We start from the raw sequence: 18,121 nt of genomic DNA, 5'->3' as shown, positions 1-18,121 counted from the left end.
AACATAAGTGATTGATAATTAATGATTAGATAATTTTGACTATTTTCTTGCTTCCGCTAGATTAGTCAAATAGACGAAATATTAGTAAAAATCACAGAGTGATCATCATGCATCAGGAAAATGAAAACCTACTGGGCGAGGACAATCGCTTTTTAGAAGTCCTTGAACAAGTGTCGCAACTGGCCCAACTGAATAAGCCCGTATTGGTGATCGGCGAACGCGGCACTGGCAAAGAGCTCATCGCCAGCCGACTACACTATCTTTCACCGCGTTGGCAAGGGCCGTTCGTGTCCCTTAACTGCGCCGCGCTCAATGAAAATTTACTCGATTCTGAGCTCTTTGGTCATGAAGCTGGCGCCTTTACCGGGGCACAAAAACGCCATCTGGGGCGTTTTGAGCGCGCCGATGGCGGTACGCTATTCTTAGATGAATTGGCTACCGCGCCGATGCTGGTGCAGGAAAAACTTCTGCGGGTGATTGAATATGGCGTGTTAGAGCGCGTCGGCGGCAGAGATCAATTGCAGGTTGATGTGCGTCTGGTGTGCGCCACCAATGACGATCTGCCCGCGCTGGCTGCCAACGGGAAATTCCGCGCAGACCTCCTCGATCGCCTGGCTTTCGATGTCGTGCTGCTTCCACCGTTGCGCGAACGTCAACAGGATATTATGTTGCTGGCTAATCACTTTGCGATACAAATGTGCCGAGAATTACATCTGCCGCTGTTTCCCGGCTTTACGCCCGCGGCCTGCGATACACTATTGCATTACCCTTGGCCTGGTAATATTCGCGAGTTAAAAAACGTCGTTGAACGCTCGGTATATCGTCATGGCAACAGCGAACTGCCCCTTGATGCTATCATTCTCGATCCTTTCCGCCGTTCCACCTCCACCGCTATGCAAATGCCGCCGCAGACAAGCGGCCAGCCAAATTTGCCGTTGGACATGAAAACGTGGTTGCGAGAACAAGAGAAAAGCTTAATCGATCGGGCGTTAAAACAGGCGAAATATAACCAGCGCAGGGCCGCAGAACTGCTGGGATTAACCTATCACCAGCTGCGTGGATTGCTAAAAAAACACGACATTGCGGTAAATGCGTAAAAGATAAGAGTGAAAAAGCGGGCGAACACGCGCCCGCTGCTTTAAAGGATGAATAAGCGAATAACGTAGATTAGGGTTCAACGCCCCATATCAACGTGCCTTTATCATGCACGGTTATTTTATCCCAGTTGGTATAGCTTGTGACATTGGCACCGTATGAATAATCATTCGTTTCATTAACGTTGCTCCAATCACCAGCGTGCATACGCACCTGCACTTCCCCGGTTTCCGCGCCAGGCTGTAGGACACCAGCGCCATTGGCAAAAGTGACCAGAACATAGCGATTGGCGTTATTGGTGCTAGCCACAGGGGTTCCCGTGCTGGTCACAATATTGTTAGGGCCGACATTCGCCCAATCAATAAAGAGATTAGCGCCCGGTTTACCATCATCATGGAAGTAATAACGCACTTGCAGATCGCTCAGTTTGATCGGCGCGTTTCCGGTGTTTTTGATGTTGAACGCCATGCGAATCGCATCATCGAACGGGTTATTGTCCACATTACGGTATTGCAACACGACGTTACCCGGTGTGCCGCTGCCGGGTTGTGAGGGTTCCGTTGGTGTTGTAGGTGTTCCACCGTCGCCATTGCCAAGACCTGCGCCCGCCCGTATCTGCGCCCTAACGAACTTCCCGGATGCGGACAGATTGTGTTCCTGCCATCCCCCCGATTTGCTCGCTCCCGGCGCCAGCGCCGCAGACGCCTCAGGCTTATCCGTCAACGACCAGTTTACCCAACTAACGCCGCGGTTATTGAGGAAATCAATCCAGGCCTGCGATTCCGGGAGAAACGGCCCGCCGTTACCGGAAGCATCACTTGTCCCCCATTCACTGACGAATATTGCGGCACCGCGACTTTGCGCATAATCAATGCGATCGCGCAAGAACTGCCCATGCGTCCCGGCATAAAAATGCAGTGCATACAGGGTGTTCGGGTCGGGTAACGGATTATCCGCGGCGTCATGGATATCCTGACTCCAGGTGCCGGTACCCACGATAATAAGGTTATCAGGATCTTTGCTGCGGATCGTCTGCGTCACCTCTAACGCATAGGGCCGAATCTGCCCATTCCACGTCACGCCGCCGTTGGGTTCATTGGCAATTTCATAAATCACATTTGGCGAATTGCCATACAACCCAGCCATTTCGGCAAAAAAGGTTTTAGCCTGCGCTTTATAAATATTGGGGTCATTATCCGATAAGATGTGCCAATCGATAATAATGTAGACGCCGAGACTTTGCGCCGCAGCAACAGCCTCTTTTACCTTATTGGCAAGAGAAGGATTGGAAATGTAACCATTATCTGCCGTATACATGGCGACACGGAAAACGTTAATCCCCCAGTCATCACGCAGCCATTTCATCGCATCTTTGTTTACAAAGTCGCCAAACCATTGCAAACCATGCGAACTGATTCCGCGTAGCTGTACCCTTTTCCCTTGCTTATCCACCAGTCGTCCATTTTCGATGGATAACTGCCCGTGCGTTTCCACCGGCGTCGCGCATAATGCGGAGAAACTGAGCGATATCCCCAGTACCGTTGTTGCTACACCTAACGTCAATTTCCTGACGATGGAATTCCTTCTTATCCACATAGATTTTATCTCCATTATGCCCCCCTCCATGATCTCGGGTATAAGCATAATAAGGGAGATTCATCCATCTGCAAATAATTAAAAAACATAAAACCATTTGATTTTATTAATTATTTTACCAAAAATAGCAAGCAGAGTAAGCATTGGGAAGCGTTGTTTTTTGGGGATAAAAAAAAGCCAGCTCGTAGGCTGGCTAAAATAATACTGGAAGCAATGTGAGCAATGTCGTGCTCTCCTTCAGTACCTGCGATAAGCCACTGTAGAAGTGCGAAAATGATGATAATAGTTATCAGTATCATCTGTAAAGCACTTTGTTGAGAATTTTTCTCATTTCCATGCAAAATATAGGGTTCTTGTCCGCATGACGCGCGCCGATAGCAACGCGCCTTTAACGGTTGTAAAGTCGCCAGATGCACACAACAAGAGTGGGGAGGATACCAAGAGTGCGATACACTCTATCCATAACTGTATTGACTGAAAAATCCCGTATGTTCGGAAAAACCTGTTTCGCACTGATATTTCTTTGGCTGGCGTTGCCAGCGCTGGCCAGTTCCGCGCCAGCGCCAGCGCCGTCAACTGCACCGGAAAATATTCGCCAGACCGGGTTTGTCTATTGTGTTAATGATGTCCTGAACACCTTTAATCCCCAGATGGCGCGTAGCGGTGTCACCATCGATACGCTGGCGGCACAACTTTACGATCGCCTATTAGACGTCGATCCTTATACCTATCGATTGATGCCGGAACTGGCACAACGTTGGGAGGTGTTGGACAATGGCGCGACATATCGTTTCTCGTTGCGCCGCGATGTCCCCTTTCAACACACGGCTTGGTTCGCGCCGACCCGCAATATGAATGCTGATGACGTCATCTTTAGTTTCCAGCGCATGCTGGATGAAAAACACCCGTATCATGATGTCAACGGCGGTGACTATCCCTATTTTGATAGTCTGCAATTCGCCTCTGCGGTGCAAAGTATTCGTAAGTTAGGCGAATACAGTATTGAAATCCGCCTGCATCGTCCGGACGCGTCTTTCTTGTGGCATCTGGCTACGCATTATGCCCCCATTCTGTCCGCAGAATACGCACAGCGCCTGGCAAAGGAGGGAAAGAAAGAACTGTTAGATCGGGAACCCGTGGGCACCGGGCCTTACATGGTGAACGAATACCGTAGCGGGCAATATATTCGGCTAACGCGCAACGCTGCCTATTGGCGCGGCGTACCTCGCATGCGGCAAGTGGTGGTCGATCTCGGCGCCGGCGGTACGGGCCGCTTGTCCAAATTATTGACGGGGGAATGTGATGTCCTCGCCTACCCGGCCGCCAGTCAGTTAACGACCCTGCGTAACGATCCGCGGTTGCGGCTTTCCTTGCGTCCCGGTATGAACGTCGCCTATCTGGCCTTCAATGTGCGTAAACCGCCATTAAACGACCGCCGAGTACGTGAGGCCATCGCGCTGGCGATCAACAACGATAGGCTGATGCAGTCGATCTACTACGGTACGGCAGAAACCGCCGCCTCTATTTTACCGCGCGCGTCCTGGGCCTACGATAGCGAATCCCAGATTACAGAATATAATCCGCAGAAGGCGCGCAAACGCTTAGCGGAGTTAGGACTGACTAATTTACATCTTCGCCTGTGGGTGCCCAGCGCATCACAGTCTTATAATCCTAGCCCACTGAAAACGGCGGAACTGATCCAAGCCGATCTCGCTCAGATTGGCGTCACGGTGACCATCGTTCCAGTGGAAGGGCGTTTTCAGGAGGCGCGATTAATGGAACTCAGCCATGATTTAACCTTGGCCGGGTGGGCAACGGACAGTAACGATCCGGATAGTTTCTTTCGTCCCTTGCTCAGTTGCGCAGCCATTCGTTCCCAGAGCAACTATGCTCATTGGTGCGATCCCGCTTTTGACGCAGTATTACAAAATGCGCTTTCATCACAGCACCTCGCTAAGCGAATTGATTATTATCGGCAGGCGCAGCGTATTCTGGCGGAACAGCTCCCCGTATTACCGCTCGCCTCATCATTACGGCTACTCGCCTATCGCTATGATATGAAAGGGCTGGTGCTAAGCCCCTTCGGCAACGCCTCATTCGCGGGCGTATTCCGCGAGGATCAACCGGCGTCACCGACATCCGCTGCACCGGAAATCGTGGAGGGAGCACAGCCGTGATTATCTTTACATTACGACGTATGGCACTACTGCTGGTGACGTTGTCACTTCTTACTTTTATTGGCTTTAGCTTAAGTTACTATACGCCTCACGCGCCACTTAGCGGCGCCGGGTTATTTGATGCCTACTCCTTTTATCTCTCAAGCCTGTTACAGGGAGATTTTGGCCGTTCCAGCATTAACGGGCAGGCTATCAATGCGTTGTTGAAAGAGGTGTTACCTGCCACTATTGAACTTTGCCTGTTAGCGTTTACGCTCTCGTTGTTGATCGGTATTCCTTTAGGCATTATCGCAGGCGTGATGCAGAACCGCGGCGCAGACATTGTGATCAGCACGCTTGCGCTCATCGGTTTTTCCTTGCCGGTCTTCTGGTTGGCATTGCTATTGACGCTATTTTTCTCGTTGTATCTCGGCTGGCTGCCGGTATCAGGCCGTTTCGATTTGCTCTATCAGGTGAAAACGGTGACCGGATTTGCGCTGATTGACGCTTGGCTATCCGATTCCCCCCACCGCAGCGACATGATTGTGAGCGCTATCCGCCACCTCATTCTGCCAGTGACCGTATTGGCCGTCGGGCCGACGACGGAAGTCATTCGTCTGATGCGCATTAGCACAACGGAAATTATCGGCAAAAATTATATTAAAGCGGCGGCAACGCGCGGGCTATCGCGCTTCACGATCATCCGCCGACATTTAATTCATAACGCTTTACCGCCGATTATCCCTAAACTCGGTTTACAATTTTCTACCATGTTGACGCTGACGATGATGACCGAGGTCGTATTTAACTGGCCTGGCATCGGCCGCTGGTTGGTTAATGCAATTCGTCAACAGGATTATGCCTCAATTTCTGCTGGCGTCATGGTGGTCGGCGCCATGGTTATCACCGTCAATGTTCTATCTGATATTTGGGGAGCGATGGCAAACCCATTAAAACATAAGGAATGGTATGCCCTTCGATAACGTATATAGCGAAAAACGGGTACCAAGCCGACTGAGCGATACCTGGCGGATATTTTATCAAGATAAGCTAGCAATGATTGGGCTTTACGGTTTTCTTATTTTGATTGGCCTGTGTCTATTCGGTAAATTCCTTGCGCCTTATGAAGTCGATCAACAATTTCTGGGCTATCAGTTGTTACCGCCATCCTGGTCTCGCTATGGCGAAGTGTCGTTCTTTCTCGGCACTGATGATTTAGGGCGCGACTTACTCAGTCGCCTGTTGAACGGTGCCGCGCCGACCGTAGGCGCAGCGCTCATTGTCACTTACGCCGCGGCATTATGTGGCATTGTGTTAGGCGTCTTTGCCGGGGTCACACACGGCCTGCGTTCTGCCATGCTTAACCACATTCTGGACACGTTACTGTCTATTCCGTCGCTACTGCTGGCCATCGTGCTGATCGCTTTTATCGGCCCCAAGCTTGAACACGCGATGCTCGCCGTCTGGCTGGCGCTGCTACCCCGTATGGTGCGCACCGTATACAGCGCTGTACACGATGAAATGGACGAAGAGTATGTTATCGCAGCCCGTCTCGATGGCGCGTCGACGTTCTATCTTGTCTGGAACATCGTGCTGCCGAACATTGCCGCGCTGCTGGTCTCAGAATTTACCCGTGCGCTATCTATCGCTATTTTGGATATCGCCGCGTTAGGGTTTCTCAATCTGGGCGCTCAATTGCCGACAACCGAATGGGGCGCCCTGCTCGGCAACTCTCTGGAATTGGTCTATGCTGCCCCGTGGACCGTGATGTTGCCCGGCGCGGCGATCGCACTGAGCGTGTTAATCGTTAATCTGCTCGGCGACGGTCTTCGTCGCGCGTTAGTCGCGGAAACGGAATAAGAGGCGACGACGTCCTATGCCATTACTTGATATCCGAAATCTGACAATCGAATTTCTCACCGCTGACGGTGCCGTAAAAGCCGTCGATCGCGTAAGTATGACGCTAAGTGAAGGCGAAATTCGCGGGCTGGTAGGCGAATCCGGCTCAGGTAAAAGTCTGATTGCCAAAGCCATCTGTGGCATCACCAAAGAGAACTGGCGCGTGACCGCCGATCGCTTTCGCTTCAACGATGTTGATTTACTGCAACTGTCGCCGCGCGAACGACGCAAAGTTGTCGGTCATAACGTCTCAATGATCTTCCAGGAACCGCAATCCTGTCTCGACCCTTCCGAAAGTATTGGCCGGCAGCTCATTCAAGCCATACCAGGCTGGACCTATAAAGGACGCTGGTGGCAACGGGTTAACTGGCGTAAACGACGCGCTATCGAACTACTGCATCGCGTCGGGATTAAGGATCATCGCGATATTATGCGCAGTTATCCCTATGAACTCAGTGACGGTGAGTGCCAGAAGGTCATGATCGCTATCGCTCTGGCCAACCAACCGCGTCTTCTGATTGCCGATGAGCCCACTAACGCGATGGAATCCACCACTCAGGCACAGATTTTCCGCCTGCTATCGCGCCTGAACCAAAATAACAACACCACGATTCTGCTCATTAGTCATGACCTGCAAACGATGAGCAAATGGGCAGACCGAATTAATGTGCTCTACTGTGGACAAACGGTAGAAAGCGCGACCAGTGAAGATCTGATCGCCATGCCGCATCACCCCTATACTCAGGCGCTGATTCGCTCCATGCCCGATTTTGGTCGTGCTCTGCCGCACAAAGGGCGGTTAAATACGTTGAATGGCGCGATCCCCTCGTTAGAGCATCTGCCCATCGGCTGCCGTCTCGGCCCCCGCTGCCCGTATTCGCAAAAACAGTGCATGCAAACCCCGCCATTGCGCTCGGCCAAGAACCATTTATATGCCTGCCATTTTCCGCTCAACATGGAGGAAGCGTAATGGTTGAGATGCTACTTGAGGCCCGGAACCTGACCAAAACGTTCCGCTACCGAACCGGGCTGTTTCGCCGCCAGCATGTTGAAGCGGTAAAATCCGTGAGTTTTACGCTACGAGAGCGGCAAACGCTTGCCATTATCGGTGAAAACGGTTCAGGGAAATCGACGCTGGCGAAAATGCTGGCGGGCATGATCGCGCCGACATCCGGCGAACTGGTCATTGACGATCATCCGTTGCACTACGGCGATTACCGCTATCGCAGCCAACGTATCCGCATGATCTTTCAGGACGCCAGCAATGCGCTTAATCCGCGTCAGCGTATTGGCCAATTGCTCGATGTCCCGTTGCGGTTAAACACTGATCTGAGCGCTGAAGAACGGGAGAAGGCGATTAATCAGGTTCTGCATCAGGTTGGGCTACGCGCCGATCATGCTTATTACTATCCACATGCGCTTGCTCCGGGGCAAAAACAGCGTGTCGGCCTAGCGCGGGCGCTGATTTTACAGCCCAAAGTGATCGTGGCTGATGAAGCGCTGGCCTCGCTGGATATGACTATGCGATCGCAGATCATCAATCTCATGCTGGAGCTACAGGAAAAGCACGGCATCTCTTATATTTATGTGACACAGCATCTGGGGATGATGAAGCACATCAGCGATCAGATTTTGGTCATGCAGGATGGCGAAGTCGTTGAACGCGGCAGCACCGCCGATGTTCTGGCCTCTCCGCTACACGACCTGACAAAGCGGTTAATTGCCAGCCACTTCGGTGAAGCGCTCAGCGCCGATGCCTGGCGACGCGACGGGGTACAACCTTAATCACCGTGCTCTGCGACAGCATGCCACCTTTGATACCGGAAGGTGGACAGAGTACCGCTACCGCCCCCGACATGGTAGAATTGCGCGGTTTATTCACCTCGCTCGCCACTTGCCGCTTATCAGCGATAGAGTGGCGTTCGCAGCAACAATGATCACAAGGATTACTGCTATGGGTTTTCTTACCGGTAAGCGCATTCTGGTAACAGGCGTTGCCAGCAACCGTTCTATTGCCTACGGTATTGCACAAGCAATGCAGCGTGAAGGTGCCGAATTGGCCTTCACTTATCAAAACGACAAATTAAAATCACGCGTTGAAGGCTTTGCCAGTGAACTGGGTTCCAGCATCGTTTTGCCCTGTGACGTCGCTGAAGATGCCAGCATTGCAGCACTGTTTACCGAACTGGCTGGCGTATGGCCGACCTTCGATGGTTTTGTCCACTCGATCGCATATGCGCCGGGCGACCAACTCGATGGCGACTACGTCGATGCCGTGACCCGCGAGGGTTTTAGTATCGCCCATGATATCAGCTCTTACAGTTTCGTCGCGATGGCAAAAGCCTGCCGCAAAATGCTGAATCCAAATTCAGCGCTGGTGACGTTGACCTATCTGGGCGCTGAACGTGCGATCCCGAACTACAATGTGATGGGTTTGGCAAAAGCGTCTCTGGAAGCCAACGTGCGTTATATGGCGAACGCGATGGGCGCGCAGGGCGTGCGCGTGAATGCTATTTCTGCGGGTCCGATTCGTACTCTGGCGGCTTCTGGCATCAAAGACTTCAAGAAAATGCTCTCTCATTGCGAAGCGGTAACGCCAATCCGTCGTGTGGTCACCATTGAAGATGTGGGCAACTCCGCGGCATTCCTGTGTTCCGATTTGGCGGCCGGTATCTCCGGCGAAGTCCTACACGTCGATGGCGGTTTTAGCATCGCCGCCATGAACGAACTGGAATTGAAATAAGTCCGAAAAGTAGCCTACACAAAAGTAGGCTACTTGCTGAAGTCGCGCCGCGCTATATCGTTGATGGGCGCTGATATATCGTTGTATGCTTGCCATTGATATATAGCTGACGATGTTCGTTTGCGGGTAAGCGCAGCGTCGCATGTTGCCAGGCGGGTTGATAACGCCCTTCCGCAGTGAATGTCACATCAATCCGCCGGTTATCGGCACGGATTTCCCAGCGTAGCCACAGCGCGTTTCCTTCCTGCCATTGCCATGTTTCCCCATCATCTTCAAATAGCAGTCCACTATCCGCGCCGCCTGCGGTGGGTGGAAACAGTAAAAAATCACGCTGCACATCTTCCTGCGAATTCACATACGCCGTGCGTCCTGACAGCGGGATCATCGCCCCAGCGCGAACCAAAAGCGGGAGCCGCTCCAACGGCGCATCCAGCACGATCGTTTGTCCACCGCTGAACCATTGACCGGAATAAAAATCATACCAGCCCGACGTATTTACTGGCAGATACACCGGTCGCTGTCGTTGCCCCGGTTCAACTACGCTAGCGACCAGAATGTCTCGGCCTAACATAAAATCATCGTTTTCTTCTAGCGTCGCGCTATCCTGCTCATGATCGAGGAACGTTGGGCGCAGCATCGGCTCATCGTCAGCGCTAGCCTGCCACAATAAGGTGTAGAAATACGGCAGCAAACGATAGCGAAGTTCGATGGCGCTGCGTATCGCGGGGGTTACCGCTGGATACATCCACGGTTCATTCACCGTGTGATCGTCGTTCCAGGAATGGATGGTAAAACGCGGGTGCATCACACCATTTTGCACCCAACGCACAAAAAGCTCGGCATCGGGTTTGTCGCCGGAGAAGCCGCCAACGTCATGATCAACGTTATACAAACCGGATAGGCTCATCCCTATTCCCATTCGGGTGTTGTAGCGGAGCGTCTGCCAGTTGGTACGATTGTCGCCACTCCAGGTTTGTACGTAGCGCTGCATTCCTGCACAACCGGAGCGAGAAATCAAATAAGGGCGGCGCGTCGGAGCGAAGCGCTGCTGCGCTTCTAACGAGGCACGCATCATTAACAACGGCATTAACGGACGAATATGTTTAATTGCCATGGTTGTGCCAAACCCATGACAACGGGCTTCGCCATCCCAAACTTCATATTCGTTATTATCATTCCACGTCGAGTCAATCCCTTTCTCCAGCAATTGCCGAGTGACATTTTCTTGCCACCACGCGACCGTTTCCGGGTTGGTAAAATCCAGGTGCGAACCTTCATCGTCCCAAAAACTCGAGCGTTCTGGCGCATCGGATTCGGAATCCTGAATAAACAACCCTTTTGCGGCGACATCTTTATATTGCGGATGATCGTGCAGTAAACAAGGTTTGATATTGGCCGCTAGCCTGAGCCCCGCATCGTGGAAAGCCTGAGACAGCGCCTCTGGCTGAGGGACTTTGTCGTAATTCCAGTTAAACACATAACGCTTCTGGTTAATTGACGTGTAACCTGACGAAAGTTGAAACGAATCACACGGGATCTGGTGCTCATGGCACAAGGCAATAAACTTCATCAATTGCTGCTGTGCATCGGGTGCATCGGTGTAATGCATGGTAGAACCGCTATAGCCCAGGCTCCACTTTGGCCCGAAAAGGGTTTTACCCGTCAGGCGCACAAAGGCTTTTGTCACATCCAGCACGCGCGGCCCAATAAACAGGTAATAATCGAGATCGCCCGCCTCAGCCTGATAGCGACGATAGGCCAGATGGTAATTATCGATTTCATTTCCAAGATCGAACCAGGTTGTACTTAGATTATCGTAAAACAGACCAAAGCTAACGTCCTGGCGTCGGGTAATGGTAAACGGTATATGCTTATAGAGCGGATCGGTACTTGCGGCGTTGTAACCCATCGCGTCTAAATTACGAAATTCAAATCGGCGTCCGGTACGTTCAAGATCGCCCGCTTTTTCCCCCAGCCCATAATAACGCTCTGTCGGGAAACGACGCTGATAATGCGCAACACCATCGCCATGAGGATTTAAAAGATAGGCGCTGGTCGGCCTGTCGGCGGCGAACATCTGCCACTCGCCTTGTTCATCGCGATATTCCCAGGCCAGCCACAGCGGCTGATGAATGGTAATCCTCATCTGCGCCGTGCTGATGCGCAGGGCATCGTCCAGTGTTTCCAATACAAATCCCGGCAGACTAAACCCCTCACAGCTTTCGCGGTCACGTCCCGCCCAGGGAACATCTTGCTGTGGCGCGATACTCCAGGTGCGGTTCAACGCTAATTCGCCATGCGGTTTAACCAGTACGCGAGCGAGCATTGGCTCTAGCACATATAAACGGAAAACATGTTTGCCATCTACCAATAATTCAACGTAATTAGCGGTCCGATCGCGAAATACCCAATTTTTCAGCGTTTTCATACAGCGTCCTTTTCAGGAAAAAAATAAACATACCGTTACGCCTGAGGACGTGCTTTCTCACGACGTTCAGCAATGAAGGCGATCAGGAAGATGGCGCCAATCAAATCAAAGAATCCCATCGCTATAAATAGCGGGTTAAACCCGATTTTATCGGCGGTGACGCCGATCAATAGCGAAAACAAGAAGCTGGCAATCCAGGCAAACGAACCACGCATCCCGTTTACCGTAGCCATCTGTCCTTTATCAAACGATTCCACGACCAGCGCGCTCAGCATGCAGGAAATCACCTGATGGCCGAATCCACCAATGGAAATGAGTAAGATTGCCATCCACGGGTCTTTGCTAAGCGCGACTAATGCCAGCGATAACATAAGAAACGCCCCCGTAACCGAGCTGGCCACAATCGAGTTGACGCGTGAACAGCCGAACCAGCGGACATAAAGCCGAGTGAGGTAGCCACTGGCGATGCTGCCGAGATCGGCGGCAAGGAACGGTAACCAGGCAAACATCGCTATTTGTTTAAGATCCATTCCGCGCTCATTCGCCAGATAAAGCGGAACCCAAAAACTAAGCACCGCCCATGCGGGTTCCGCCATAAAGGCCGGAATGGCGATACCGTAAAAACGCTTATTTTTTGAAACCGTTTTCAGTGCGGTGAAAAACGGCAACTTGACGGGCGGGGCCTCATTGTCCTGGCGGATAAAATCCAACTCTTCACGACTTAAATTCGGGTGATCTTCCGGGCTATGGTAGAACAGCCACCATAGAATAACCCACAGCATCGCTAGCACGCCGGTAAACATAAATGCCCCTTGCCACCCAAGATAGGCATGCGCGACGACAATTATCGGCGGCGCTAGCATCGCCCCGACAGAAAACCCAACGCCAGCCCAACCCGCCGCAATCGGGCGTTCCTTTTTAGGGAACCACTCGCCCAGGGTTTTAGCATTCGCCGGGGTCGCCGCCGCCTCTGATGCCCCCATAAAGAAACGCAGGATCGCCAAGTGTAACCAGCTCCCCGCACCCGCATGGAGGATACACATCAACGCCCAAATTGAGGCGCAGATCAGAAACCCCATTTTTAGCCCGATGACATCGATTAACCAACCGCATAACGGCTGAAACAGGGTATACGCCAGTTGGAATGCGCCGACAATCCAGGAATATTGCTCAGTGGTAATACCCATACTGGTTTTCAATTCCGGCGCCAGAATGCCGAGCGAATTACGCGTAATGTAATTGACGGTTACGCCGAGCAAAAACAGGCCTAGCATCCACCAACGTAGGTTTCTGAAGGTTCGTTTGCCTTTGGTTGCGATGGAGGACGCATTGATATCTAGACTCATGATGTCTCCTTTACAGGAAGGTAGGGTTACCGTGTTCCGATCACACAGCGGCTTACGCACACAGATGCTTGTCGCCCAATATATTTTTTATGTTGTTGTATTAATGGAAAAAGTATTTGTTATTACAACCATGAAACGGAATTGGTTGACCAAAATGAGAGTAGAACAATTGAAAAGCGCGGAATACTCACTTTTTTGAAAAATTTTTCATGATAGGGTCGAAATAACGGCGAAAACGCGTCTCGCCCGGTGAGATAAGGCGATAAGCGATAATGAAAAATGTGTCATTTCCAAAAGTGAACGAGATCACAAAATGAAAGGAAACCTGAAAATACGCGAAATTGCGCAGCGAACCGGTTACTCGAACAGCACTGTTTCACGCGTGCTATCTGGTCAGTCCAATACCAGTGAACAGGCAAAGGCGAGTATTCTAAACTGTGCCCGCCAATGTGGTGTACTTACAGAACTCGCCAATGGTCGTCTGCTCTTGAACGGGGTAACGATCTTCGCCCCGTCGCGCGCATTCGATCTTCGTTCTGATATCTATTATCACAAAGTGGTACAGAGCATCATTGATGCGCTGAAACCACACGATGTGCGCGTTAGGTACTGCGGGTTGGAAGAAAACGACAGTGACGCAACACTATTTCTAAACAAAATACGCGAACCGTCCACGGAAGCCGCATTACTTATCGGCATAGACGATCCCTATATTCACGCGCTGGCAGCAGACAGTGGTAAACCGTGCATATTGATTAACGCTATCGACCGTAAAATGCGATTACCCAGCGTAGCGCCAGCACATCGATTAATTGGCGAATTTTCCGCCCACTATCTTTTCGAGCAGGGACACCATTCGGTACTCACGCTACTATGCCCCCGACGTTACACGATGGAACTGCGTCTGGAGGGTATCCGAGATGCTTATTTGCAGCATAATTTGCCATTTTCCTCCGGGAGCAACTGGCTTCCATTGGATAATTTCAGCTCGACGAAAGCAGAAGAGGCGATGACCACTTACTTATCCCACCACCCGCCGGATAAATGGCCGACGGCAATTCTGGCGGGCGGCGATTTTATCGCCGTCGGTGCGGTAGATGCCTTATATAAGGCTGGATTACGCGTCCCTCAGGATATGTCAGTGATGAGTATGGACGGCTTCAATCTAGCAGCGATTCACGACATGCCGCTAACCTCGGTTCATGTCCCGCGCGAAGCTCTGGGTGAAGAAGCGATCAGGCAGCTGCAATATCGGTTGATCCGCCCTGATGCCGCTATAAGCAACGTACTGCTCAACGGCACTCTCGTCGTTCGCGCGTCAGTGAGACGATGGCGCACCAGCAAATCGGTGGCGCCAGTACAGAGCGAGCGCCTTTACGACTGATCCCGTAACCACTGCTGTGCCGCATCAAATACGTTCTGCGCCAGCGGCGTCACTTTACCCGCCTCTGCCACGACGACAGCCGCACGGCGGCGCATTGGCGGCAATTGCAACGGTCGTAGCATTAACGCCGGCGTCATTTCCGGGATCAGGCTACCGTGAGGAACAATGCCACATCCTAACCCAACGTAAACGCTTTGGATGAGCTGTAAAACGGATGCACTTTCCACTTTAATGCGCGGCAAAATACCTCTCTCATTAAAATGGCTGTCCAGATAACGACGGAAATAGCGGCTAGGTTCAGCCAAACAGAGCGGTATTTCGGCAAGAGCATCAAGCGCCAGCGGCTCGTCTCCGGCAAACTGGGGAAAGTGATGGGGATGAAACAGGAGGTCGACACCTTGTTCCGCTAAGGGTGTCACCTGAAAATGCAGTTCTTGCAGCGTCGAAAATGTAAAAAAGCCGATCCCGATATCCACCGAATGCGCATTTAACGCTTCTAGTAATTGATCGGCGCTAAACAGCGAGATTTGAAAGTCTAATTGCGGGTAAATTTGGTTGACCGCCGCCAGCAGGTTTGATAATGCAATGCTGCTTTGCGGCACGGCCCCAACACGCAAGACACCGCTGACGCCACGTTTCAACGATGCCACTTCGCGCTTCAGCCCCTGATAAACGGAAACGATCTCCCGCGCCCAGGCTAAGACGCGTTCGCCTTCTGCCGTAAACCCCTCAAAATTGTTACCGCGGTTGATTAACGGCAGATCCAGCTCGCGCTCCAAGTTCTTTAGGCGCATAGAGAGCGTAGGTTGGCTGACAAAACTGGCTTCCGCTGCCCGCCCAAAATGGCGTTCTTTCTCCAGATTGCACAGGTATTGCAGTTGCTTAATATCCATCGTCAGACTCTGTAATTAGTAAGCGGTCAGTATACCCCAAAATAACGATAAACCGCCTCTATCCCACCATAGCCGTATTTGATTAGACGAGATCGCTAATGGCCTCTACACTTTCGTTAAAAGCAAATATTTAAAATATTGTTCACATAAAAAAAACATTATCACCTGCGGATTAATCTATGAAATTCAAACCATCTATCAAGCCATACCGCAATGCGGCTGGCGGTTGGGGTTCGTTGGAAGCCACCACGCGTTTCGTCCTCGACAGTAAGCAAGCATTTAAAAATATCCGAAATTTGCTGCGGGTCAACAAATCGAAAGGGTTTGACTGCCCCGGTTGCGCCTGGGGCGATGATAACAGCAGCACGTTCAGTTTCTGCGAAAATGGCGCCAAAGCAGTAAGTTGGGAAGCGACTCGCAAAGCGGTCGATTTAGATTTTTTCGCCGCCCATAGCGTGTCCACTCTCCGTCAACAAAGCGACTATTTCCTGGAGTATCAGGGGCGGTTAACGCACCCTATGCGCTATGACCGCGCCAGCGATCGCTACGTGCCCATTGACTGGGATGCGGCGTTTGCCCTGATTGCTCATCACATCAATAATATGGAGCATGCTAATCAGATCGAGCTCTATACCTCTGGACGCGCCAGTAATGAAGCGTCTTATCTTTATCAACTTTTTGGCCGTATGCTGGGGACGAACAATTTCCCCGACTGCTCGAATATGTGTCATGAAGCTAGCGGAATTGGCCTGAAACAGAGCATTGGCGTGGGAAAAGGCACTATCCGTCTGGATGATTTTGAATACGCCGACGCGATTTTCGTTTTCGGTCAAAATCCCGGCACCAATCATCCACGCATGCTGCACAGCCTGCGTCACGCTGCCGATCGTGGCGCACATATCGTCTCTTTCAACACGCTGCGCGAACGTGGATTGGAACGCTTTGCCAACCCGCAGAACCCGCTGGAGCTACTCACGCCGTTGTCCGGCACCATCAGCGAAACTTATTTGCAACCCAATCTTGGCGGAGATATGGCCGCCGTGCGCGGTATGGTCAAAGCGCTGCTGGAAACGCATCGCCAGCGCCTGTCTGATGGAGAGCCGGGATTATTCGACCAGGCTTTTCTATCCGCGCACACTGAGCAGGTAGACGAGTATCTGGCCGTCGTGGATGCCACCACGTGGCAGCAGATTGAACAACAGTCAGGTCTGACAGAAGCGCAACTGCGTTACGTCGCGGCAATTTATCAACAATCGCCGCGTGTGATTTGTACCTGGGCGATGGGGATTACCCAGCATAAACACTCCGTGGCCACCGTGCGGGAAATCGTGAATCTGCAATTGCTGTTTGGTCAGTTAGGCAAACCGGGAGCGGGGCTGTGTCCGGTTCGCGGCCACAGTAACGTACAGGGCAACCGCACCATGGGGATCGATGAGAAACCCACGCGCGCGTTTCTCGACCGGCTGGCAGCGCACTATGATTTCACGCCACCATATGCACCCGGCCACAATACCGTTGAAGCGCTCGAAGCCATGTTGCGTGACGAGGTCAAAGTGCTTATCGCGCTAGGGGGGAATCTTGCCGCTGCCGCGCCGGATTCTGCACGTACCGAGGAAGCGCTGAGCCGTTGCGATTTGACGGTACACATCAGTACCAAGCTTAACCGCAGCCATTTAATTACCGGCAAGGTCGATGCGTTGATTCTGCCAACCCTGGGTCGCACCGATCTCGATATGCAGGCCAGCGGCCCACAGTTTATCACCGTGGAAGATTCCTTCAGCATGGTGCACGCATCACAGGGCGTCGGGCAGCCGCTCTCACCGTTACAACGTTCAGAAACCGCCATTGTATGCGGCATAGCCAATGCGGTTCTGGGTAAGGATAAACTCGACTGGCTGGCGCTGGCCGATGATTATTCACGCATTCGCGACCATATCGCCGCTACCATTCCGGGCTTTACCGATTTCAACGCTAACTGCGATCTGCCAGGCGGATTCTATCTTGGCAATGCCGCCGCTGAATTACGCTTCAACACGCCTACCGGAAAAGCGCAATTCAGCCATGCCGCACTGCCCGAGACGCTTTTCCCGCAGCTTCAAGGTAGCGAGGTTCCTTTCACGCTGCAAACGTTGCGTTCGCACGACCAGTACAACACCACCATTTATGGGCTGGACGATCGCTATCGCGGCGTATATGGGCAGCGCGAAGTGCTGTTCATGCACCCGGAGGATATTGCGGCGCTTGGGCTAGAGGATGGCGATTTAGTCGATATCGAAACGTTATGGAACGATGGTATTACCCGTGTCGTCAACGGCTTCAAGCTGGTGAGTTACGCAATCCCGCGTGGAAATTTGGCAGCCTATTACCCGGAAACCAACCCGCTAGTGCCGCTGTCCAGTTTTGGGGACGAAACGTATACGCCGACATCGAAGTCGGTGCCCGTTAGCGTGCGGCGGAGTACTCAGAAAGCACCGCTGTTACGTATCGCCTAGGCAGTTATCTAGCCAATATTCGCTAACAACATTATTGCGCCCTGCCGTATCACCTGTTGTCGTGAATACGGCGGGCGTTTGTTACAAGA

At 52.0% G+C, this 18,121-nt stretch carries 13 protein-coding genes and 1 pseudogene; 9 read left to right on the top strand and 5 right to left on the bottom strand.

The window, feature by feature from the left end; translation table 11 throughout:
• Positions 1–107 precede the first annotated feature (107 nt).
• On the top strand, positions 108–1,097 hold the full coding sequence (gene pspF, locus RFN81_RS08705) for a phage shock protein operon transcriptional activator (RefSeq protein WP_264498697.1): 990 nt from the start codon (positions 108–110) through the stop codon (positions 1,095–1,097).
• Positions 1,098–1,167: 70 nt separating this feature from the next.
• Here pspF and RFN81_RS18725 read toward each other — a convergent pair whose 3' ends face one another.
• Both RFN81_RS18725 and RFN81_RS18720 read right to left on the bottom strand, forming a co-directional pair.
• On the bottom strand, positions 1,168–1,614 hold the full coding sequence (locus tag RFN81_RS18725) for a cellulose binding domain-containing protein (protein WP_378929172.1): 447 nt from the start codon (positions 1,612–1,614) through the stop codon (positions 1,168–1,170).
• Between the two features lie 204 nt (positions 1,615–1,818).
• A pseudogene (locus RFN81_RS18720) lies at positions 1,819–2,691 on the bottom strand (glycoside hydrolase family 5 protein); the annotation flags it as partial.
• A 488-nt stretch (positions 2,692–3,179) separates the two neighbouring features.
• On the opposite strand from RFN81_RS18720, the gene sapA reads away from it, so the two are divergent.
• The 6 genes from sapA (at position 3,180) to fabI (ending at position 9,489) form a co-directional block, all read left to right on the top strand.
• The gene (gene sapA / locus RFN81_RS08695; RefSeq protein WP_264498696.1) at positions 3,180–4,868 is read left to right on the top strand and encodes an ABC transporter substrate-binding protein SapA; all 1,689 of its coding nucleotides are present in this window, start codon (positions 3,180–3,182) and stop codon (positions 4,866–4,868) included.
• On the top strand, positions 4,865–5,830 hold the full coding sequence (sapB, locus tag RFN81_RS08690; protein ID WP_264498695.1) for a putrescine export ABC transporter permease SapB: 966 nt from the start codon (positions 4,865–4,867) through the stop codon (positions 5,828–5,830). Before sapA ends, sapB begins: the two co-directional genes overlap by 4 nt.
• Positions 5,817–6,707 carry a putrescine export ABC transporter permease SapC gene (sapC, locus tag RFN81_RS08685; RefSeq protein ID WP_264498694.1) on the top strand — a complete coding sequence of 297 codons (891 nt, stop codon included), beginning with the start codon at positions 5,817–5,819 and terminating at the stop codon, positions 6,705–6,707. The genes sapB and sapC overlap by 14 nt, the downstream gene beginning before the upstream one ends.
• Positions 6,708–6,723: 16 nt before the next feature.
• Positions 6,724–7,716, top strand: a complete 993-nt coding sequence (gene sapD / locus RFN81_RS08680; RefSeq protein WP_264498693.1) for a putrescine export ABC transporter ATP-binding protein SapD — start codon at positions 6,724–6,726, stop codon at positions 7,714–7,716.
• Positions 7,716–8,531: a putrescine export ABC transporter ATP-binding protein SapF gene (gene sapF / locus RFN81_RS08675; RefSeq protein ID WP_264498692.1), complete on the top strand. Its 816-nt coding sequence runs from the start codon at positions 7,716–7,718 to the stop codon at positions 8,529–8,531. Before sapD ends, sapF begins: the two co-directional genes overlap by 1 nt.
• A 169-nt stretch (positions 8,532–8,700) precedes the next feature.
• Complete coding sequence (fabI, locus tag RFN81_RS08670; RefSeq protein WP_264498691.1) at positions 8,701–9,489, top strand: enoyl-ACP reductase FabI; 789 nt, start codon at positions 8,701–8,703, stop codon at positions 9,487–9,489.
• 52 nt (positions 9,490–9,541) lie between these two features.
• Here fabI and RFN81_RS08665 read toward each other — a convergent pair whose 3' ends face one another.
• Complete coding sequence (locus RFN81_RS08665) at positions 9,542–11,917, bottom strand: glycoside hydrolase family 31 protein (protein WP_264498690.1); 2,376 nt, start codon at positions 11,915–11,917, stop codon at positions 9,542–9,544.
• Between the two features lie 35 nt (positions 11,918–11,952).
• Positions 11,953–13,263, bottom strand: coding sequence for an MFS transporter (locus RFN81_RS08660; protein ID WP_264498689.1), 1,311 nt, complete (start codon positions 13,261–13,263; stop codon positions 11,953–11,955).
• A 313-nt stretch (positions 13,264–13,576) separates the two neighbouring features.
• On the opposite strand from RFN81_RS08660, the gene RFN81_RS08655 reads away from it, so the two are divergent.
• On the top strand, positions 13,577–14,647 hold the full coding sequence (locus tag RFN81_RS08655) for a LacI family DNA-binding transcriptional regulator (protein ID WP_264498688.1): 1,071 nt from the start codon (positions 13,577–13,579) through the stop codon (positions 14,645–14,647).
• On the opposite strand, the gene RFN81_RS08650 is transcribed toward RFN81_RS08655, so the two are convergent.
• Complete coding sequence (locus tag RFN81_RS08650; RefSeq protein ID WP_264498687.1) at positions 14,638–15,540, bottom strand: LysR family transcriptional regulator; 903 nt, start codon at positions 15,538–15,540, stop codon at positions 14,638–14,640. The two genes, RFN81_RS08655 and RFN81_RS08650, sit on opposite strands and share 10 nt — an antisense overlap.
• Positions 15,541–15,719: 179 nt before the next feature.
• On the opposite strand from RFN81_RS08650, the gene RFN81_RS08645 reads away from it, so the two are divergent.
• On the top strand, positions 15,720–18,032 hold the full coding sequence (locus RFN81_RS08645) for an FdhF/YdeP family oxidoreductase (RefSeq protein WP_264498686.1): 2,313 nt from the start codon (positions 15,720–15,722) through the stop codon (positions 18,030–18,032).
• The last annotated feature ends 89 nt before the right edge of the window (positions 18,033–18,121 follow it).

It is taken from the genome of Pectobacterium cacticida, from assembly GCF_036885195.1.
Taxonomy (GTDB): domain Bacteria; phylum Pseudomonadota; class Gammaproteobacteria; order Enterobacterales; family Enterobacteriaceae; genus Pectobacterium; species Pectobacterium cacticida.
The sequence above is the reverse complement of the archived record's forward strand: the minus strand, read 5'-3'. Positions and strand labels throughout refer to the sequence as shown.